This is a genomic window from Streptomyces sp. NPDC096193, assembly GCF_040302905.1.
In the GTDB taxonomy this organism is placed as follows: Bacteria; Actinomycetota; Actinomycetes; order Streptomycetales; family Streptomycetaceae; genus Streptomyces.
The window spans coordinates 207,177-226,246 of record NZ_JBEOSJ010000009.1 but is presented as its reverse complement, the minus strand read 5'-3'; the positions used below and the strand labels follow the sequence as shown (position 1 = coordinate 226,246).

At 72.2% G+C, this 19,070-nt stretch carries 16 protein-coding genes and 1 tRNA gene; 10 read left to right on the top strand and 7 right to left on the bottom strand.

Features of this window, described 5'->3' with window-relative positions; all coding sequences use genetic code 11:
- Nucleotides 1-470 precede the first annotated feature (470 nt).
- A complete protein-coding gene (locus ABTX78_RS16410; protein WP_352207458.1) occupies nt 471-1,070 on the bottom strand; it encodes a histidine phosphatase family protein in 600 nt (199 codons plus the stop codon).
- 187 nt (nt 1,071-1,257) lie between these two features.
- Between ABTX78_RS16410 and ABTX78_RS16405 the strand changes: the two genes are divergently transcribed.
- The 7 genes from ABTX78_RS16405 (at nt 1,258) to ABTX78_RS16375 (ending at nt 7,452) form a co-directional block, all read left to right on the top strand.
- Nucleotides 1,258-2,136, top strand: a complete 879-nt coding sequence (locus ABTX78_RS16405) for a phosphatase PAP2 family protein (protein ID WP_352207457.1) — start codon at nt 1,258-1,260, stop codon at nt 2,134-2,136.
- Nucleotides 2,066-3,187, top strand: a complete 1,122-nt coding sequence (locus ABTX78_RS16400; RefSeq protein ID WP_352207456.1) for a hypothetical protein — start codon at nt 2,066-2,068, stop codon at nt 3,185-3,187. The genes ABTX78_RS16405 and ABTX78_RS16400 overlap by 71 nt, the downstream gene beginning before the upstream one ends.
- The gene (locus ABTX78_RS16395) at nt 3,178-4,773 is read left to right on the top strand and encodes an amino acid adenylation domain-containing protein (RefSeq protein ID WP_352207455.1); all 1,596 of its coding nucleotides are present in this window, start codon (nt 3,178-3,180) and stop codon (nt 4,771-4,773) included. Before ABTX78_RS16400 ends, ABTX78_RS16395 begins: the two co-directional genes overlap by 10 nt.
- On the top strand, nt 4,770-6,101 hold the full coding sequence (locus ABTX78_RS16390) for an AAA domain-containing protein (RefSeq protein ID WP_352207454.1): 1,332 nt from the start codon (nt 4,770-4,772) through the stop codon (nt 6,099-6,101). Before ABTX78_RS16395 ends, ABTX78_RS16390 begins: the two co-directional genes overlap by 4 nt.
- Before the next feature lie 148 nt (nt 6,102-6,249).
- A complete protein-coding gene (locus ABTX78_RS16385) occupies nt 6,250-6,591 on the top strand; it encodes a DUF8844 domain-containing protein (RefSeq protein WP_352207453.1) in 342 nt (113 codons plus the stop codon).
- Nucleotides 6,592-6,728: 137 nt separating this feature from the next.
- Nucleotides 6,729-7,388, top strand: a complete 660-nt coding sequence (locus tag ABTX78_RS16380) for a bifunctional DNA primase/polymerase (RefSeq protein WP_352207452.1) — start codon at nt 6,729-6,731, stop codon at nt 7,386-7,388.
- Nucleotides 7,379-7,452 (top strand) — tRNA-Lys (locus ABTX78_RS16375). Before ABTX78_RS16380 ends, ABTX78_RS16375 begins: the two co-directional genes overlap by 10 nt.
- Before the next feature lie 59 nt (nt 7,453-7,511).
- Here ABTX78_RS16375 and ABTX78_RS16370 read toward each other — a convergent pair.
- A complete protein-coding gene (locus ABTX78_RS16370) occupies nt 7,512-8,798 on the bottom strand; it encodes a M6 family metalloprotease domain-containing protein (protein WP_352207451.1) in 1,287 nt (428 codons plus the stop codon).
- Between the two features lie 359 nt (nt 8,799-9,157).
- On the opposite strand from ABTX78_RS16370, the gene ABTX78_RS16365 reads away from it, so the two are divergent.
- Nucleotides 9,158-10,972, top strand: a complete 1,815-nt coding sequence (locus tag ABTX78_RS16365) for a putative bifunctional diguanylate cyclase/phosphodiesterase (RefSeq protein WP_352207450.1) — start codon at nt 9,158-9,160, stop codon at nt 10,970-10,972.
- A gap of 124 nt (nt 10,973-11,096) precedes the next feature.
- Here ABTX78_RS16365 and ABTX78_RS16360 read toward each other — a convergent pair whose 3' ends face one another.
- The 4 genes from ABTX78_RS16360 to ABTX78_RS16345 all read right to left on the bottom strand — a co-directional run bounded on the left by ABTX78_RS16360 (nt 11,097) and on the right by ABTX78_RS16345 (nt 16,042).
- Complete coding sequence (locus ABTX78_RS16360; protein ID WP_352207449.1) at nt 11,097-12,803, bottom strand: glycosyl hydrolase family 18 protein; 1,707 nt, start codon at nt 12,801-12,803, stop codon at nt 11,097-11,099.
- Nucleotides 12,804-13,008: 205 nt separating this feature from the next.
- Nucleotides 13,009-14,100: an LLM class flavin-dependent oxidoreductase gene (locus tag ABTX78_RS16355; protein WP_352207448.1), complete on the bottom strand. Its 1,092-nt coding sequence runs from the start codon at nt 14,098-14,100 to the stop codon at nt 13,009-13,011.
- Between the two features lie 392 nt (nt 14,101-14,492).
- A complete protein-coding gene (locus tag ABTX78_RS16350) occupies nt 14,493-15,224 on the bottom strand; it encodes a maleate cis-trans isomerase family protein (protein WP_352207447.1) in 732 nt (243 codons plus the stop codon).
- On the bottom strand, nt 15,221-16,042 hold the full coding sequence (locus tag ABTX78_RS16345) for a maleate cis-trans isomerase family protein (RefSeq protein WP_352207446.1): 822 nt from the start codon (nt 16,040-16,042) through the stop codon (nt 15,221-15,223). The genes ABTX78_RS16350 and ABTX78_RS16345 overlap by 4 nt, the downstream gene beginning before the upstream one ends.
- A 98-nt stretch (nt 16,043-16,140) precedes the next feature.
- On the opposite strand from ABTX78_RS16345, the gene ABTX78_RS16340 reads away from it, so the two are divergent.
- Nucleotides 16,141-17,091, top strand: a complete 951-nt coding sequence (locus tag ABTX78_RS16340) for a D-2-hydroxyacid dehydrogenase (RefSeq protein WP_352207445.1) — start codon at nt 16,141-16,143, stop codon at nt 17,089-17,091.
- Nucleotides 17,084-18,511: an amidase gene (locus tag ABTX78_RS16335; protein ID WP_352207444.1), complete on the top strand. Its 1,428-nt coding sequence runs from the start codon at nt 17,084-17,086 to the stop codon at nt 18,509-18,511. Before ABTX78_RS16340 ends, ABTX78_RS16335 begins: the two co-directional genes overlap by 8 nt.
- On the opposite strand, the gene ABTX78_RS16330 is transcribed toward ABTX78_RS16335, so the two are convergent.
- The gene (locus tag ABTX78_RS16330) at nt 18,492-19,013 is read right to left on the bottom strand and encodes a DUF3830 family protein (protein ID WP_352207443.1); all 522 of its coding nucleotides are present in this window, start codon (nt 19,011-19,013) and stop codon (nt 18,492-18,494) included. The genes ABTX78_RS16335 and ABTX78_RS16330 overlap by 20 nt on opposite strands.
- Between the last annotated feature and the right edge of the window lie 57 nt (nt 19,014-19,070).

Sequence of the window (19,070 nt, the reverse complement as noted above, 5' to 3'; positions counted from 1 at the left end):
CTCCGGGCTCGACTCCTCGGGGTCGGCGGCCTACAGCCCCGTTGCATTGATCACCCGGGTCCTGCCGCCGATCCCCTGCGGGGCCGACCCTGCACGCCCCCTCCCAGAGGCGGGGGTCACGGGCCTCGCGCCCCTGTCCGGCGTCGGTTCCGGGGGCGGGGTTATGGGCCTCGGGGCCCTGTCCGACGTCGGGTCCGGGGGCCCTCCGGGCTCGACTCCTCGGGGTCGGCGGCCTACAGCCACGTTGCATTGATCACCCGGGTCCTACCGCCGATCCCCTGCGGGGCCGACCCTGCACGCCCCCTCCGGGGGGAGGCGTGTCCCGTTGGGGTGCGGGCACAGGGGAAGAGGCGCCGGTTCGGGGCGGCCCGCAGGTGCGGTGAGGCAGGGCCTGTGGCGCAGCCCGCATGAACCTTTCGGCCCGCACAGAGCACCCAGTGCGAAAACGTCGCAGGGCCACCGGGCGCCCGTCAGGACTCCAGGTGTGCCGTGTCGTTCCAGTGGTCCAGCGCCGGCGCGCCGTACGCCCAGCCCAGGATCGACAGGGACGCCGGGTCCAGGCGGATGCGGGCCGCGAAGGACGGGTCCAGGTCCAGCCAGCGTGCCGCCAGGACGCGCAGGATGTGGCCGTGGGCGAAGACCAGGACGTCGCGATCCTCCGACTGCGCCCATTCCACCACCTCGTCCGCCCGCGCACCCACCTGCGCCAGCGTCTCCCCGTCCCGGACACCGTCGCGCCAGATGAACCAGTCCGGCTTGCTGACCGCCCTGATCTCCGGCGGGGTGAGGCCCTCGTACGCCCCGTAGTCCCACTCCATCAGCGCGTCCCACTCCGTGGCCCTGACCCCGAAGCCCGCCAGCGTGCATGTCTCCGACGCCCGGGACAGCGGGCTCGTGCGGACCTCGACGTCCGGCAGGGAGGACCACGGTGAACGCTGGAGCCGTTCGCCGAGCAGTTTCGCCCCGCGGCGGCCCTCCTCGATCAGCGGGATGTCCGTCCTGCCGGTGTGCTTGCCCAGCAGGGACCATTCGGTCTGACCGTGCCGGGCGAGCAGTATGCGCGGTGCCATGAAGCGCTCTCCCTGAAGTTCACGTGCGGGTGGATTCCCATCATCGCCCACCTGAACCCGGGGCAACCTCCAAGACGATCTCGGCGTCCTCACCTAGGTCGGACCCGCCGACAAGGCGTCGCCCTTTACACCGTACGGTTGAACCGTGGTCGTCGGCCACCGGAACTCACGATGGAGAAACGTTCGGATGCCGTACACCGTGCCGCGACCGAGGCCACGCTGGTGGACCGAACTGCTCCTGCTGCTCGTGGTGTACGTCGCGTACTCGGCCGGCCGTCTTCTCGCCCGCGGTGATGTGACCACCGCCGTGGACCACGGCCTCGCGATACTCCGGGCCGAGAAGGCCTTCCTGCTGAACGCCGAGCATCCGCTCAACCGGCTGTTCAGCCAGACGCCCGCGATCGGCATACCCGCCGACTTCATGTACGCGTCCCTGCACTACCTGGTGACCCCCGCCCTCCTGGTGTGGCTCTTCCGCCGCCGTCCGCTCCGTTACCGCGCGGCCCGCACCTGGCTGATGCTCTCCACCCTCCTCGGTCTCGTCGGCTTCACGCTGACGCCGACCTGCCCGCCGCGGCTGCTGGACGCGAGTCACGGCTTCGTCGACACCATGGCCCAGTACAGCTCGTACGGCTGGTGGGGCGGCGAGGCGAGTGCTCCGCGCGGCATGGGCGGTATGACCAACCAGTACGCGGCGATGCCGAGTCTGCACGTCGGCTGGGCGCTCTGGTGCGGTGTGATGATGTGGCGGCACGGACGTACTCCCCTGGTGAAGGCGCTCGGCGTCGCCTATCCCCTGCTCACCACGCTCGTGGTGATGGGAACCGCCAACCACTACTTCCTCGACGCGGTCGCCGGAGCCGCGGTGATGGGTCTCGGCGCGCTGGCGACCCGGCCCGCGCTGCGGCTCGCAGATCGCCTGCGAGCCCGCTACGCACCCGCCCCTTCCGGCCCGAAGTCCCCGATTGTCGGTGCCGGATGCCAGACTTCCGCGGGTGAGCGAATCCCTGGACAGCGGACCTCGTCCGCAGGAGCCGACGACAGCACTCCGGCAGCGGCTCGCTGAGCTGCGCGGTCCCGCCGCCCAGCCACGTCCGCTCGACGCCCGGGCTCTCGCCGCCCTCGCGGCCAACCCGGGTTGTCAGCGGCGCGCACTGCTGGACGGCGCCGGGGTGGACAAGGCGGCGCTCGCCACCGCGCTGGGATCGCCGGCGCCGTTCGGGCAGTCGCAGTTCGCGTTCATGCGGGGCAATGCCTTCGAGGCGAAGGTGAAGTCCGACGGCGGCGCGGAGCTGCTGCGGCTGATGGGTGTCGAGAGCGGTGCGGACGTCCGGGTGCCCGATCTGTCGGCGGCGGGCCCCGAGGGCCGTGCCGCGCGGACGGCGCTCGCCCTGCGCGAGGCGACCGCCGAGACGGCGTGGACGCTGCTCGACCATCCGATGCTGGCGCTGGAGGTCGCGGGCTCCCCCGCCTATCTGGAGCCGGACGCGGTGGTCATCGCTCCCGACGGCCGGTGGACCGTGGTCGAGATCAAGTCGTTCCCGATGATCGACGCCTCCGCGGACGCGGCGAAGGTGGGCGCGGCCGCCCGTCAGGCCGCGGTGTACGTGCTGGCGCTGGAGCGGGTCGCCGCGCTGACCGCGGGCGCGCAGGTCGCCCACGACATCCTGCTCGTCTGCCCCAAGGACTTCTCCAACCTCCCGACGGCGTCCGTCGTCGACGTGCGCAAGCAGGTGTCCGTCACCCGCCGGCAGCTCACCCGGCTCACCCGCGTCGAGGACATCGCGGCCGCTCTGCCCGAGGGCACCACGTTCGATCCGCAGTGCACGCCGGAGCAGCTCACGGCCGCCGTCGAGTCGGTGGACGCGGCGTACGCACCCGAGTGCCTGGCCGCCTGTGAGCTGGCGTTCCACTGCCGCGAGCGGGCCCGGACGGCCGGGGTGGTCGGCGCCCTGGGCCGCGGGCTGCGCGGTGAACTGGGCGGTCTCACGACGATCGGGGACGTGCTGGCGGCTGCCCGCGGCTCCGCGGGCGACGCGGACGATCCGGCCGTCGCCGCCCTGCGCCGGGCCGCCGCGCTGCGGGCCGAGGCCCTGGAGGCCGCCGGATGTCACTGATCGCCACGCTGGCCCGGTTGGAGGCCGTGGAGTCCGGGCGCGCCCAGCCGCTCGCGACCGTGCGGCACCGGCATCTTTCCGAACGCCCGCTGGTCCTCGTCCCGCTGACCACCGCCGGAGAGGCGGGCGCCCCGCTGGGCGCGCTCGTGGGGACGGACCGGGAGGAACCACGTCTGATGGTGGTGGCCCAGCCGCGCGACCGGGAGCTGCGGTTCGCGTTCCTCGCCGAGCTGGCCGACGCGGTGCTGCCGCATCTGGACACGTACGCCGACGACATCGAGCTGGTCGAGCAGAACCAGACCGACCCGGAGACCGGCAGGCGCACCAAGGTCGAGGCCGAACTGTGCGCGGACGCACCGCAGCTCGTGGTGCCGGGACGGGCCGGGATCGACTTCGTCCGGCTGCTGGGCCGGTCGATGCGCTTCCGCCGTACCGCCGAGCAGGACCCCGACACGCCCTACCCCGCCCCGCCCCGCGTCCCGTTGCTCGGGCGATGGCTCACCCACTACGGCGAGCGGGCCCGCGTACCGGGCTCGTCGCTGCTGCTGGCGGCGACCGATCTGCTGGGCCGGCACTGGGCGACCGGCCAGTCGTCCCTGGAGGACCAGCATCTGGGCGCCCTGCTGGCCTGGATCGACGTGCCCGAGGGGCAGTCGGGCGCCGAGGCGGCGCTGCGGGCCGAGCTGGCGCGCGACGACCGGGGCCAGCTGGTGTGCCCGCCGGCCGGGCCGGCCACCGATCCGGCGTTCGACAACCGCCTCCTGGCGCCGGCCGTCGAGCGCTACGACAAGGCCCGGCAGGCCCTCGGGGCCGCGGAGGACGGCGCCGCGGCCGACGCCCGGCTGGGTGAACTGACCCTCGCCGAACGGGAGATCCGGCGTCTGGTGCTCAGCCAGTTGCGGCCCACATGGGACGCGGTCTGGCGGAGCCTGGAGCTGCTGCGGGAGCTGCCCGAGGGGCGGCGGGCCGCGGACCGCTGGACGCGCGACCGCTGGTCGTTCACCGCGCACCGCGACCGGGTGCGGGCCGGTGAGCCGCCGCAACCGCGACGTGACGACGCCGTGACCGCGGCCCGGAAGCTCGCCTCGCGGGAGACGGCCCAGGCGCAGCTGGACGCGCAGGAGGCCCTGGACGACCCGCTGGTGATGGCGGGGCGCAGGCTCGCGGGCGAGGCGTTCCTGGGCGAGGTCACCGAGGTGGTGATGGCCTGGTCCGAGTCGAAGCGCCCGAGTCCGCGCCCGCTGGTGACGGTACGCACGGACGACCGGCCGCATCTGGGCGAGCGGGCGAAGGTCTACCGGTCGCTGGACGGCAAGCCGCAGTCGGCCGAGTTCACCGGGTTCGCCGGGCCGCCGGCGGACGGGCTGCTGGTGCTGCGGCTGACCGACCGCATGGGCCGCGGCAAGGAACCGGCCGAGGGGACGGTGCCGCGGAAGGGCGACCGCATCGCCTGGACCCTGTTCGAGCACGACCAGCGCGGCGGGCCGAAGCTGCCGGACCCGGAGGAGACGCCGTGGACCCACGGCGGCCCGCCGGGCACGGCCGCCGAGAACGCCGACCCCGTGACCGCGGAGGACATCCTGTGAGCGCCCCCTTCGACCCGTCCGCCGCGGCGGCCCGGGCCACTGAGGCGATCCTCGCCGACACGCTGCACGGGACGCACCGCGGCGTCGTCGTGGACTCGCCGCCCGGCGCGGGCAAGTCGACGCTCGTGGTGAACGCCGCCCGCGAACTGGCCGCGGCGGGCCGCCCGCTGATGGTGATCGCGCAGACCAATGCCCAGGTCGACGATCTGGTGCTGCGGCTCGCGGCGAAGGACCCGCAGCTGCCGGTGGGCCGACTGCACAGCAGTGACCCCGACCCGTACGACAAAGCCCTCGACGAGCTGGACAACGTCCGCACCTCGGCGAAGGCGGGCGACCTCGCGGGCCTGGACATCGTGATCTCGACGGCCGCGAAGTGGGCCCATGTCCAGGGCGTCGAGCCCTGGCCGCACGCCATCGTGGACGAGGCGTACCAGATGCGCTCGGACGCCCTCCTCGCCGTCGCCGGCCTCTTCGACCGCGCGCTGTTCGTGGGGGACCCGGGGCAGCTGGACCCGTTCTCCATCGTCGGCGCGGACCAGTGGGCCGGGCTCTCCTACGATCCGTCCGCGAGCGCCGTCTCGACGCTGCTGGCGCACAATCCGGAGCTGCCGCAGCACCGGCTGCCGGTGTCCTGGCGGCTGCCCGCGTCGGCCGCGCCGCTGGTGTCGGCCGCGTTCTATCCGTACACACCGTTCCGCAGCGGCACGGGCCCCGGCGAACGGCGGCTGGCCTTCGGGGTCGCGTCGGACGGCTCCGCCCACGACCGGGTGATCGACGAGGCGGCGGAGTCGGGCTGGGGCCTGCTGGAACTGCCCGCCCGTCACACGCCCCGCACCGACCCGGAGGCCGTACGGGCGGTGGCGCAGGTGGTGCGCCGGCTGCTGGACCGCGGCGGTGAGGCGAGCAGCGGCCCCTCGGAGCCCGCCCCGGTGACGGCCGAGCGCATCGCGGTCGGCACGGCCCACCGGGACCAGGCCGCGGCCGTGCGGGCGGCACTTGCGGAACTGGGCGTCGCCGATGTCACCGTGGACACGGCGAACCGGCTCCAGGGACGCGAGTTCGACGTCACGGTGGTGCTGCACCCGCTGTCGGGACGGCCGGACGCGACGGCGTTCCATCTGGAGACGGGCCGGCTGTGCGTCCTCGCGTCCCGCCACCGGCATGCCTGCATCGTCGTGTGCCGTGCGGGCGTGGCCGAGCTGCTGGACGAGCACCCCTCCACGGAGCCGGTGCAGCTGGGGGTGACGGTCAAGTTCCCGGACGGCTGGGACGCGATGATGACGACCTGGGACCACCTGGCCGACCACCGCGTCTCCTGGACGCCGTGACCCGGCCGGCCGCGCGACACCCGTACAGGCCCGCGCCCGGACGCCACCGTGCGCCCCTTTCGCGCTTCGAGTCGCCCTCTTGCGGCGCGCGAGACAATGGATGGCGGTCCGGATCACCCGGCCGTACCCGTGCAAGGAGGAACACCCCATGGCGGAACCCCAGCGGAGCGAGCGACGGCTGCGACCGGCGCCGCTGCTCTTCGAGCCGTCGGAGGCTGCCGCCGACCCCGAGCACTTCTTCGACCTGGAGTCGATCGAGGACCCGAGGGACCTGCTCTCCCGTGCGACCGAGCTGGCGCTCGCCTTCCGTGCGGCGACCGACCGGGCCGTGGAGTTCCAGGCGCTCGCGGCCGCGCAGCTCGCCGATCCGCGCCGGTTCGACCGGCTGACGCCCGCGGACATCGCCGAGCGCGCGGAGTGGACCGAGGACTATGCCAGGAAGATGATCGAGTTCGGCCGGGGGCTTCTGCGGGACGGAAGTCCCCAGTAGAACGCCGCTTCGAATCTGCCGGACAAACATCACGTTTGGCATATGCCGGGGCGCACGATACTCCTCCCCCGCCCGCGCTGTCCTCGCTTTGGCCAACTGTCGGGAGCCGTCCGGTCACTCCCGGTAGACATTGCTCCATGAGTGCATGGCTGCGAGAAGACTCCCTGCTCAACCCCGGCACCGCCGAGACCGAGCGCAGGCGCGACATCTTCGCCCTCCTGCGCGACGACGGGCGCGATCACGTCGCGCAGGTCACCGCCTCGGGTGCGGCCTGGCTCGCCTCGTCCGGGACGTACCCGCGCTCCATGCTCGCCCTCTGGCGTACCCGGCCGACCGCCCCCGCGGTACTGCCCTGCGGCACGGCCTTCGACGTGGTGAACGTCCCCGCGCTCTTCGGCCGGCAGATGCTCGACCGGCTGTGGGCGGAGGGGCCCGGCTCCGGTCCGGTGGCCATGCACCGCGGCAGGATGCTGATGTTCACCGTCCCGGGCACGGCGCACCGGTTGCCCGCCCTGCTGGACTGGGAGGAGTGGGGCGACTCGGTGCCTCCGCTGCTGTGCCACGGGACCGGCGACGCGGTGACCGTCCCGCCGCTGGCCCAGACCGAGCGGAACGGCCCCGGCCCACGCTGGGTGGTGGCGCCGGACACCCGCCACCCCTGGCTCCCGGGACCCGAGGTACTGCTGTGGGCATGCGTCCGGGCGGCCCGCGCGGCCTCCTCCCCGAGCGTCCGCATATCGATTTTTCCTCGCGCCGACCAGGGTGCTAAGGTCTACGACGTCAGCAGGCGCCGCTAGCTCAGTTGGTTAGAGCAGCTGACTCTTAATCAGCGGGTCCGGGGTTCGAGTCCCTGGCGGCGCACAGACGGAAAAGGCCCCTCGCGCGAGTGGGGGGCCTTTTCGTATGCCCGTGGGTCACCGCTACGCGGTGGAGATCCTGACCGTGAAGGCGCCCCCGGGCGTACGGTCCGCGACCTCCACCCGGGTCCGCTCCCCCGGCGTCCCCGGCATCGTGAACGTCTCCCCGACCCGCAGCGGCGCGTCCGCCAGCTCCGGGTACACCGACTGGTCCCAGCACGCCTCGCTGCGCGGATGGGTGTCGATGACCTCGACGGGACCGCCGCCCGACGCCGTGTCCGACTGGACGCGGTAGAGCAGCACCCCCTCGGTGCAGGTCGACACGTCGTTGCCGGTGGCGGCGCGTGCCTCGATGGCGAGCGCCGTGTCCGGACCGGTCCGTACGACCGCGAGCCGGGTGCCGAGGCCGCCGCCCGGCGCAGGAGCCGCGGCGATCGGCTCCAGGGTGATCAGCTCTTCCCTGGTGACGCACCGGACGGCCCGCTCGTCGAGCCAGCCGAGCTTCCACTTGTGCCAGCCGAACAGATCGGGCGCCATGCCGAACTGGCTGCCCATCACGTCCCAGTCGCCGACATAGGTGTCCCAGTCGCCCTTGCCGTCCACGGGCCGGTGGTAGAGGTCCGGCAGGTCGAAGACGTGCCCGGTCTCATGGGCCAGCACATTGCGGTCCGGCGGATGGCGTTCGAAGACGGTGACGACACGCCGGATGTCGACATCGTCGGCTCTGAGCGGGTGCTGGAAGTTCACGACCTTGGTGGCGTCGGAATCGACACCGGGCGCGTCCGGGTCGGCGACCAGATAGACGATGTCGTAGCGGGAGAAGTCCACGGTCGGGTCGGCGGCGTCGATCGCGTCGCGCATGTAGGCGCTGCGCTTCTCGGCCTCCCAGTCACGGCTTATCCCGTAGGCGGTGGAGGCCTTCGGCATGACCACCCAGGCGGGCTGCGGGTCGGCGCGGAGCTTGAATCTGCCGTACGAGGCGCGGTCGAAGAAGGTGCTGGTGGCGGGGAAGTGGTCGGTGGCGAGTTCGCCCGGATCGTGGTTCGGCACGGAGTCCGGGAACGACAGGAAGACCATGACCGCGTCGAGCCGGGACGCCGGGCGGGGATAGCCGGCGTTCCAGGTGTCGAGACCCAGGGAGTGGTGGGCGGAGGTGCGGGGCAGCGCGCAGGGGCCCGCCGAGTTCTTGGCCACCGCGGGGCCGGCGACGAGGGAGGTCGCGGCGAGGGCCATGAGGGACGTGAGGGCCGCGGCGGCGGCGCGCAGCCGTCCGCGTTCCACTCCCCCGGGTGTTCCCGCGGGTGACTGCTGACCCTCCACGTAGACCTCCGGCTGCGGAATGGGAGACACCGCACCCACCTTGTGCCGGTTTCTCGGGGTACGTCCTGTTCCGGTGCCCCACTCGGGTGACCGACCTGACATCGGGCCGACATCGACCCGAGACCCGACGACACTCCGATGGCTCACGGAACGTCACATTCGGTCAGGGCGGAATCGGCACCCGTGCAGACCCGTGCAGAAACGATCGTCCGGAGACCACGGACGGGCGGCACCCGAGCGGCGGAGCTGGAACGGCCCAGGGGGCAGCCTCTATGATCGGCACACTTTCCCCCGGACCCTTCCCCCGACCTTCGCCGACGTAGGACCGGCCCCCTGCCGGCCACATCAGTACGACCCTGTACGACACAACTGCACTGCGGGAGTGAGCGGTGAGCGGAACCTCCGAAGGAACAGGGCCGACGGGAGTCGCGGTGCCCGGCAGGGCGCGGCCGAAGATCACGGAGCGTCACCAGGTCGGCCGGTCCGCCGCCGAACTGCGCGACTACAGGGCGGCATTCAACGCCGCACACCTCGCGATGGCGGTCGTCGACCAGGACGGGCTCGTCGTGACGGCCAACGCGGCGCTCGCGGCGCTCTTCGGCGCCGAGCCCGTGGACCTCCTGGAACGCACCGCGGCCGACCTGGTCGACCTCGCCTCCGACCGGCGCACCTGGCACGCGTACCGCGAGGTGCTGCGCGGCCGGCGCTCCCGCTTCCGGTGCACCCGCAGACTCAAGCACCCCGACGGGCGGACGCTGTGGGCGGAGGTCACGGTCGCGCCGGTGCCCGACAGCCGCAATGTGCTGCTGTCCGTCGCGGACATCAGCGACCGGCGCGAACTGCACGCGCGGCTGCGCCATCTCCAGATGCACGACGCGGTGACCCGGCTGCCCAACCGCACGCTGTTCTTCGAACGGCTCGCCTCGGCCCTCGAATCGTCGGCGTACGACCAGGGGTCCACCGGCCGGGTCGGTCTCTGCTATCTCGACCTCGACGGCTTCAAGGCGGTCAACGACACGCTCGGGCACCGGGTCGGCGACCGGCTGCTCGCGGCCGTCGCCCGTCGGCTCACCGAGTGCGCGGACAGCGACGGTTACACCCGCGGCGGCGGCCATCTGGTGGCCCGGCTCGGCGGCGACGAGTTCGCGATCCTGGTCGAGGACTCCACGGGTACCGACCAGGTCGCCGATCTCGCCCGGTCCGTACTGGTCGCGCTGCAACAGCCGTTCGACCTCGACGGGCAGCGGCTCTCGGTCTCCGCGTCGATCGGAGTGGTGGAGCGCACGGTCGCCGGCACGACCGCGACGGGGCTGATGCAGGCCGCCGACACGACGCTGTACTGGGCGAAGGCGGACGGCAAGGCGCGCTGGACGCTCTTCGATCCCGAGCGCAACGCGCACCGGATGACACGGCAGGCCCTCTCCTCGACGCTGCGGCCCGCGGTGGAACGCGGGGAGTTCGCGCTGGAGTACCAGCCGCTGGTGGGACTGGCGGACGGGATGACGCGCGGCGTCGAGGCGCTGGTGCGGTGGAATCACCCGCAGTTCGGGACGCTTGCGCCGAATCGGTTCATCGGGATCGCGGAGGAGGACGGCTCGATCGTCCAGCTCGGGCGGTGGGTGCTGCGCACCGCGTGCCGCCAGGCGCGCCGGTGGCAGCAGGAGCACCCCGATGTCCCGCCGCTGTTCGTGAGCGTCAACGTCGCCGTACGGCAGGTCTGGGACTCCGACCTGGTGGCGGACGTGGCGGAGATCCTCACCGAGACCGGGCTGGCGCCGCACCTTCTCCAGCTCGAACTGACCGAGTCCGCGGTCATGGGTTCGGCCGGCCGGCCCCTCCAGGCGCTCCAGGCGCTCAGTGACATGGGGGTGCAGATCGCCATCGACGACTTCGGTACGGGCTACTCGAACCTGGCGTATCTGAGCCGGCTGCCGGTGTCGGCGCTGAAGCTGGACGGGTCGTTCGTCCGCGGTTTCCAGGACGAGGCGCACCCGAACCCGGCGGACGAGACGATCGTGGAGGCCCTGGTCCAGCTCGCGCACCGGCTCGGTCTGACGGTGACGGCGGAGTGCGTGGAGACCTCGGGGCAGGCCTCCCGGCTGCGCAGCATCGGCTGCGACACGGGTCAGGGCTGGCTGTACTCACGGGCTGTGGCGCCCGACCGGATCGGGGCGATGATCGGCGTCAGCGCGCTGCCCGGTTGAGGACCGGTACGACTGAGCGACGGTGACGACGGCCCTCGACGACAGGCCCTCGACGACAGGCGCCGCCCCGGCCCCTGAGCGGGGGTCCGGGGCGGCGCCGTGGTGGGGGGCGGAGCACCTGTGATCAGCAGGCACCCTGGTCGCGCCAGACGCCCCACTCACCGGTGGTGCCGGGCTCCTCGTTCTGCGTCCACCACTGGGCCTTCCAGGTGCGGCCCTTGTGGGAGACGAGGCCGCCGCCGGTGTAGACCGCGGAGGCGGACCACGGCGTGGCCGTGCAGCCGGGCGTCGGGTCGGACGGCGACGGGGTCGGGTCGCTCGGCGAGGGCGTCGGGTCGGACGGGGACGGCGTGGGACCGGTCGGGTCCGGGCTCGGCGAGCTGCCGACGGCCGCCACGATGTCGTTGAGCAGCTTGGCGCCGGGGTCCAGGCCGAGCAGGGAGTACATCATCGCGCCACCCAGACCGCGGTTGTGGGCGTAGTCGGCGCGGGCCTGGATCGCGCGCTTGTCGAGGCCGGTGAAGAACTCGCCGTCCTTGTAGAAGTACGACGCCTTCGCCTCGTCGTCCCAGAACGTCGTCGCCGCGTTGTCGACGATGCCGCCGAGCTCCTTGTAGTGCGCGATGCCCGCCTGCTGGCTCAGCGGACGCGCGGCGCTCGCACCGGTGGCGCTGCCGCCGAGACCGTTCCTGGCGCCGGCCGGAACACCCTTCCAGCCGCGGTAGTAGAACTCGTATCCCAGCGTCAGCTTGCCGGCCGGGAAACCGCCCGCGATGCCGTACGCGGGGTTGCCGTCGATCCAGGCGTCCACCGCGTTGTCGATCGAGTACTTCTGGGTGCCCGGCGGGATCGGGTCGGTCGGGTCGGACGCCGGCGAGTACAGCGGCGACTGGTGGTAGGCGGGTCCGTCCGCGTCCCAGGCGCCGTGCATGTCGTAGGTCATGATGTTCGCGTAGTCGAGGTACGCGCCGACCTTGTCCGTCTCGATGTACTTGATCTTGTCCTGACCGGCCGGCATCGCGGCCGTCAGCAGGTACTTCTTGCCACCGTGCGCGGTGCCGTACTCGTTGAGCTGCTTGCGGAACTCGGCCAGCAGCAGGGTGAAGTTGGCCTTGTCCTCGGGACCGTAGTGGTTGCCGAGGTGGCCGCCCGCCGAGCCCGGGTACTCCCAGTCGATGTCGATGCCGTCGAAGATGCCGGCCGCCGTGCCCGCTCCGCCGAAGCCGCCCTCGACGGGGATGTCGCCCTGGATGTACTGCTTGATGCAGGACGCCACGAGCTTCTTGCGGCTCGCGTCCGTCTTCGCCGCGTCGTGGAAGTACTTGGAGTACGTCCAGCCGCCCAGCGAGATGTTGATCTTCAGATGGGGGTTCTTCGCCTTGAGCTTCTTGAACTGGTTGAAGACACCCGCGATCGGCTGGTTCCAGGTGTCGGCGACGCCGTCCACGCTGTCGGCCGCGCCGAAGGTCTTCTGGTAGTCCGCGAAGGCATCGCCCGCACCGTCACCGGCGTTCGGGTTGTTGTCGTCGCCCGCCGCCTTGTTCGCCTCGAAACAGGTCAGATCCGTGGGGTGGATGTTCCCGAACGAGTAGTTGATGATGTCGAGCTTCCCCGCGATGCCCCGGTCCTGGAGGTGCTTGGGGTAGAAGGCGTTGCCGTACACGCTCCACTGGTCGTAGTACGCGATCTTCACCCCGCCCGTGGATGCGGCGGCGAGCTGGGCGTCGTTGCCGGCCGCGCCGACCGGGCCGGTGGCGGCGAAACCGGCCATGACGCCTGCGGCTAGCGCCGCGGTCGTCAGGGCCGCGAGCAAGGGTCTGGGGGAGCGCACGGACAGCCTCCGGGGTTGTGCCGACGTGAGTGGGAGAAGAGATAGCGATCCGGCCACCGGCGCGTCAATGGTCCTGACCACATTAGGACTAGACCAATTTTGAGGTGAAACCGCTTGTCAGGCTGTTGCAACAGGATGCAAAAACCGCCCGGCACCATCGTGACGAGCGGTTTAAGGGTGCGTTAACCGAGCGCGGCGGACCTGGTCAGGAAGGAACCACGGAGGTCGGCAATTCGTAGGCGTCGGCGATCAGTTCGTACGAACGGAGCCGGACGTCACCGCCGTGGGCGTTGGCCGTGAGCATCAACTCGTCGGCTCCCGTGCGCTTCTGGAGGTCGTCCAGACCCGTACGCACCGCGCCGGGCGTGCCGTGGACGATGTTGGTGAGCCAGCTGTCGACGAACTCGCGCTCCATGGGGCTGAATCGGTAGGCCTCCGCCTCCTCGGGCGTCGGCACCAGCCCCGGGCGGCCGGTGCGCAGCCGCAGCATCGAGAGCGCCCCGGTGAGCACCTGACGGCGGGCCTCCTTCTCGTCGTCGGCGGCGAGCGCCGCCACGCCGATGAGCGCGTAGGGGGCGTCCAGCACCGCCGAGGGCCGGAAGGACTCGCGATAGAGGTCGAGGGCCGGGATGGTGTTCTGGGCCGAGAAGTGGTGGGCGAAGGCGAAGGGCAGTCCCAGCACGCCGGCCAGCCGGGCGCTGAAGCCGGAGGAGCCGAGGAGCCAGATGGGCGGACGGCCGGTGGGTCCCTGCACCGGGCCCGGGACCGCGTGGATACGGCTGTAGGGGTGCCCGTCGGGGAAGTCGTCGTCCAGGAACCGTGTCAGCTCGGCGAGTTGCTGCGGGAAGTCGTCCGCGCCCTCGCCCAGCCGCTCGGTGCGCCGCAGTGCGGCGGCGGTCGCGCCGTCCGTGCCGGGGGCGCGGCCGAGGCCGAGGTCGACACGGCCGGGGGCGAGCGCCTCCAGGGTGCCGAACTGCTCGGCGATGACCAGGGGCGCGTGGTTGGGGAGCATCACGCCGCCGGAGCCGAGGCGGATGTGCTCGGTGTGCGCGGCGAGGTGCGCGAGGATCACGGCGGGCGAGGAGGAGGCGACGCCGGGCATCGAGTGGTGTTCGGCCACCCAGTGGCGGCCGTAGCCGCGGCTCTCGGCGAGCCGGGCGATCTGCACACTGGTGCGCAGGGCGTCGCTCGCGGTACGTCCCTCGCCGACCGTGACCAGATCCAGCACGGACAGCGGCACCGGCGCCGTACCCCGCGTCGTGCCTCGTATCGGGTCGCCCTGTATCGCGTCGTCCACCGGTTCAGCCCTCCTGCGCATGAAAAACGTACAACACACGAGAACAGGAGGGCGTCTCCGTTTTATTCCGGAGCGGGCGGGGGCCAAGGCTCCGCCCAGGTCCGCGAGGCGGAGGCCCGGCCCCGGCGGGATCCGGTCCGGGCCGTCAGCCCGGGTCAGCGTCCCGGCACGCCGGCCGGGATCGGGTACGGATCCCGGCCGCGCGGATCGGGCGCGCGGATCAGGCACCGGCCGCGCGGATCGGAGCCGGACCCGGATCGGGCGCTCGGATCAGGCCCCGGCCGCGCGGACCGGAGCCGGACCCGCACCGGGCGCGCGGATCAGGGTCCGGGCGGGCGCGCGGATCAGGCCCCGGGCGGGCGCTCGGATCAGGCCCCCGCACGGCCCGCCACTCAGATGCGGATCTGGTCCCGCTTGGCGAACAGCGTGCCCAGCTTCGGCGCCCACGCCCGGCGCTCCGCCAGCCGCAGGCCCTCCCAGACGGTCACCTGGTTCGCCGTGAGGACCGGCTTGCCGAGCGTCTCCTCCAGTTCGGGCAGAAACGCCGCCGTGTGCAGGGCCGTGTCCGGCAGCAGCACGATCTCGGCGTCCGGATGGTCTCCCGCGCGCGCCAGGTCCAGCACCTCGTCCCGGCCCCAGGTGCCGACCTCGGCCGCCGTGATGACGCCGCTCGCCCGGTCCGCGACCACCTCGGTCCCCGCCGCCTTGAGGAACGCCGTGAAATGGGCGGTGACGTCCTCCGGATAGGTCGCCGCGACCGCCACCCGTTCCGCGCCTAGCGCCCGTACGGCGTGGGCGAAGGCGAACGACGTGCTGGACGCCGGGAGCCCGGCCGCCAGCGCGAGCGCCCGCGTCTGCTCGTGGGCGCCGTCCCACCCATACACGAAGCTTCCGCTCGTGCACGCCCAGACGACCGACTCGGCGCCCGCGAGGCGGAGTTCCTCCACACCCGCGGCAAGCCGCTCGGGCGACCCCATGTTCAGCAGCGCGTCCACACGGTGGGCGTCCTCACCGATGTCGGTGTGCACGACCGGCAGCCTGATGTCGCTGTCGAGCAGCACCTCGAAGCGCGGGTAGTCGTCCTCGGCGGAGTGCCCGGGGTACAGAAGTCCGACCGTCGTCATGTCCAGCCTTCCTGATCTTCGGGCTGGGCCGGCTGAGCCTGGGGCTGCGGTGCCTGGGGAGGGAGCGGGATCTCGGGCTGGGCCTCCGGCTGCAGCAGCAGCCCTTGGTACGGCCCGACCGCGTGCACGCCGATCCGGCGCAGCGCCGCCCACATCGTCACCTGGTTCGCGGAGAGCACCGGCATCCTCAGTTCGGCCTCCAGCTGGGGGATCGCGTCGTACGTCGGCAGATTCGTGCAGCTGATGAAGAGCGCGTCGGCCGCGCCCACCACCGCCTGCCGCGCCATGTCCACCACCGACCGGTACGGCACCTTCCAGATGTGCCGGGTCAGTCCGAGAAAAGCGCGGCCCGTGACGGTTGCCCCGGCTTCCGCCAAGTAGTCCTCCAGCGAACGCGTGACCGATTCCGTATAGGGGGTCACGAGGGCGATACGGCGGGCGCCCAGCTCGTCGAGTGCTTCGAGCAGGGCACCGGACGTGGTCAGCGAGGCGACGTCCCCCGCCGAGGTCATCGCCTCGCACATGGCCCGCTCCCCGGCGATTCCGCCGACGAAGCTGCCGGATGTGCAGGCGTAGGCGATGACTTCGGGCTCGGACGCCCCGAGCGCCTGCACGGCCTTGTGCAGCGTCTCGTGCTCACTGACCAGGCGGGCGAGGTCGAGGGAGACCTCCACGGGGACGTAGGGAGTACGCGTCAGCCGCAGTGAGACGTCGTCGGGGACCCAACGCCACAGTTCGCGATCCAGCGCGAAATCGAACGGGGCGACGATGCCGACACCGCGTTGCGGTTGCGGCCCGCCGAGAAAGGAGACATCCATCGCACGGCCCCCTTTGACGTGTTGTTGACGACGTTAGGTTCGGCTGCGAGCGTGGGTCAATCCGTACATGTCAGACGTTACGAAACGGCTTCCGCTTGATGTCCGAACCCACTCTTCTCGTCCTCCAGGCGGACCCCCCGCCCCGTCTCGGCCGGCTGACCGGACGGGTCCGTGTCAGCTACGCCGACGAGCAGTCGCTCGCCTCCCGACTCCCTTACGCGGACGTGCTGTTGGCCTGGGACTTCACCTCCGACGCGGTACGGCTCGCCTGGCCGGGGGACGGCCCGCGACCGCGCTGGGTGCACACCCCGAGCGCCGGCGTCGACCGGCTGCTCTGCCCGGAACTGGCCGCATCCGACACCGTGGTCACCAACGCCCGCGGCGTCTTCGAGGAACCCATCGCGGAGTACGTCGCGGGCCTGGTGCTCGCCATGGCGAAGGACCTCCCCGGGACCCTCGAACTCCAGCGGCAGCGCCGATGGCGCCACCGCGAAGGACTCCGCGTCGCCGGCACCCGGGCCACGGTCGTCGGCGCCGGACCCATCGGCCGGGCGGTGGCCACGACCCTGGAGGCCCTGGGCGTCACCGTGGCGGTCGTGGGCCGAACCGCACGGGGCGCCATCCACGGCACTGAGGATCTCGATCCGCTGCTGGCGCGGGCGGACTGGGTGGTGTGCGCCGCCCCGCTGACGGACGCGACGCGCGGAATGTTCGACCGGCGGCGCTTCGCCCTGATGCAGCCGTCGGCCCGGTTCATCAACGTGGGACGCGGACCGCTGGTCGTCGAGGACGATCTCGTCGCGGCGCTGAACGACCGGGTGATCACGGGCGCCGCCCTCGATGTCTTCACCTCGGAGCCACTGGAGCCCGACAGCGCGCTGTGGGACGTGCCCGGGCTGATCGTGTCCCCGCACATGAGCGGCGACACGGTGGGCTGGCGTGACCGGCTGGGCGAGCAGTTCGTCGATCTGTACGAGCTGTGGGAGGCCGGAAAGCCGTTCCCGAACGTGGTGGACAAGAAACGTGGGTACGTCCCCATGCATGACTGATCCGCTGACTGACCACACCGCACGCCAACTGCTGGCCGGCTACGAGAAAGGGGACTTCTCGCCCGTCGAGGCGACCCGAGCGGCGCTGGAGAGGATCGAGGCGGTGCAGCCCCTGGTCAACGCCTTCGTCCGGGTCGACGCCGATGCGGCGCTCGCCCAGGCCGAGGCCTCGGCCGACCGCTGGCGACGGAAGGAGCCGCTGGGGCTGCTCGACGGCGTGCCGGTCACCGTGAAGGACCTGCTGCTCCAGCGCGGCGGGCCGACCCTGCGCGGCTCGCACGCCGTCCGCGAAGACGGCGCCTGGGACGAGGACGCGCCGTCGGTGGCCCGGATGCGTGAGCACGGCGCGGTCTTCCTCGGCAAGACGACCACGCCCGAGTTCGGCTGGAAGGGCGTCACGGACTCCCCGCGGCACGGCGTGACCGGCAACCCCTACGACCCGTCGCGGACGGCGGGAGGGTCCAGCGGCGGCAGCGGGGCCGCGGTGGCGCTGGGCGCGGGCGCTCTCTCGCTGGGCACGGACGGCGGCGGTTCGGTCCGCATCCCCGCCTCCTTCTGCGGGATCTTCGGCCTCAAGCCGACGTACGGCCGGGTGCCCCTGTATCCCTCCAGCCCGTTCGGGACGCTGGCGCACGTCGGGCCGATGACCCGCGACGCGGCGGACGCGGCGCTGCTGCTCGATGTGATCAGCGGCCCGGACTGGCGGGACTGGTCGCAACTGTCGCCCGCCGGCGGCACACAGGACACGCTCGCGGACGGCGTCCACGGGCTGCGGATCGCCTACTCACCGTCCTTCGGCGGGCAGGTGGCGGTCCGTCCGGCGATCGCCTCCGCGGTACGCGGGGCGGTGCAGGCGCTGGCCGGGCGCGGCGCGTACATCGAGGAGGCCGACCCCGACATCGCCGACCCGGTGGAGGCCTTCCACACCCTGTGGTTCAGCGGTGCGGCGCGACTGCTCCAGGCGCTGGGGTCCCCGCAGCGGCAGTCGCTGGACCCCGGGTTGCGCGAGATCACCGCGATCGGCGCGCGGCACAGCGCGCTGGAGTATCTGGCGGCCGTGGACACCCGGATGGATCTGGGCCGGCGCATGGGCCGCTTCCACGGCACGTACGACCTGCTGGTGACGCCGACGCTGCCGATCACCGCCTTCGAGGCGGGCGTCGAGGTGCCGGCCGGCTCGGGGCACCGCCGCTGGACGGGCTGGACGCCGTTCACCTATCCCTTCAACCTGACGCAGCAGCCCGCCGCGACCGTGCCGTGCGGGGTGGACGAGGACGGGCTGCCGATCGGCGTCCAGCTGGTCGGGGCGCGGCACGCGGACGCGCTGGTGCTGCGGGCCGCGCACGCGCTCTACGAGTCCGGGGTGGCGTCGATGCCCGCGCCCCGTCCGGCGATGGGGCCTAGGCCCGCCGGAAGCTGAGGGTCTCCCCCAGCGCACCGGCCCGCCACAGGTCCTGACAGGCCTCGGCCATCCGGTCGAGGCCGTCGACCACGGTGCCCCAGACGATGCCGGGGACCCATCCGGTGTCGCCGTTGAGCAGCAGGTTGTTGCGTTCGTAGAACAGCGCGAGGTCGACGACGGTGGCGCGGCCCGCGTGGGCCGCCTTGTCCCCGTAGCCGTACGAGTTCGTACCCAATTGCACGTCGGAGAAGGTGAAGTAGCAGAGATCTCCCGGAATGGGAGTGACGGTCGGATTCTCCAGCGGCGGCTCCTGCGGCGCGAAGGCGGGCAGCAGGGCGTAGATCTCGTTGCGCGCGTACTTGGCGTGGTAGACGTCGCCGCCCAGCGGCAGCGCGTCCCACACGGCCGCGCACGTGAGCGGCGCCTTGTCGGTCAAGAGCCGTGCTGTGCAGCTGATTCCGCGCTTGTCGAGCGAGACCTCGACGAAACGGTCGGCCGGGCCGGTGCTGTGGTCAGCCATGCAATCTCCTCGGGTGGGTGGTGCTTCCCCACTCATGCCCGCCTGTCCCGGGCGCAA

Coding starts and splice junctions, on each gene's coding strand:
- ABTX78_RS16410 (WP_352207458.1), bottom strand. CDS start 1,070: ATGGCACCGCGCATACTGCTCGCCCGGCACGGTCAGACCGAATGGTCC.
- ABTX78_RS16405 (WP_352207457.1), top strand. CDS start 1,258: ATGCCGTACACCGTGCCGCGACCGAGGCCACGCTGGTGGACCGAACTG.
- ABTX78_RS16395 (WP_352207455.1), top strand. CDS start 3,178: ATGTCACTGATCGCCACGCTGGCCCGGTTGGAGGCCGTGGAGTCCGGG.
- ABTX78_RS16385 (WP_352207453.1), top strand. CDS start 6,250: ATGGCGGAACCCCAGCGGAGCGAGCGACGGCTGCGACCGGCGCCGCTG.
- ABTX78_RS16380 (WP_352207452.1), top strand. CDS start 6,729: ATGAGTGCATGGCTGCGAGAAGACTCCCTGCTCAACCCCGGCACCGCC.
- ABTX78_RS16350 (WP_352207447.1), bottom strand. CDS start 15,224: ATGACGACGGTCGGACTTCTGTACCCCGGGCACTCCGCCGAGGACGAC.
- ABTX78_RS16345 (WP_352207446.1), bottom strand. CDS start 16,042: ATGGATGTCTCCTTTCTCGGCGGGCCGCAACCGCAACGCGGTGTCGGC.
- ABTX78_RS16340 (WP_352207445.1), top strand. CDS start 16,141: ATGTCCGAACCCACTCTTCTCGTCCTCCAGGCGGACCCCCCGCCCCGT.
- ABTX78_RS16335 (WP_352207444.1), top strand. CDS start 17,084: ATGACTGATCCGCTGACTGACCACACCGCACGCCAACTGCTGGCCGGC.
- ABTX78_RS16330 (WP_352207443.1), bottom strand. CDS start 19,013: ATGGCTGACCACAGCACCGGCCCGGCCGACCGTTTCGTCGAGGTCTCG.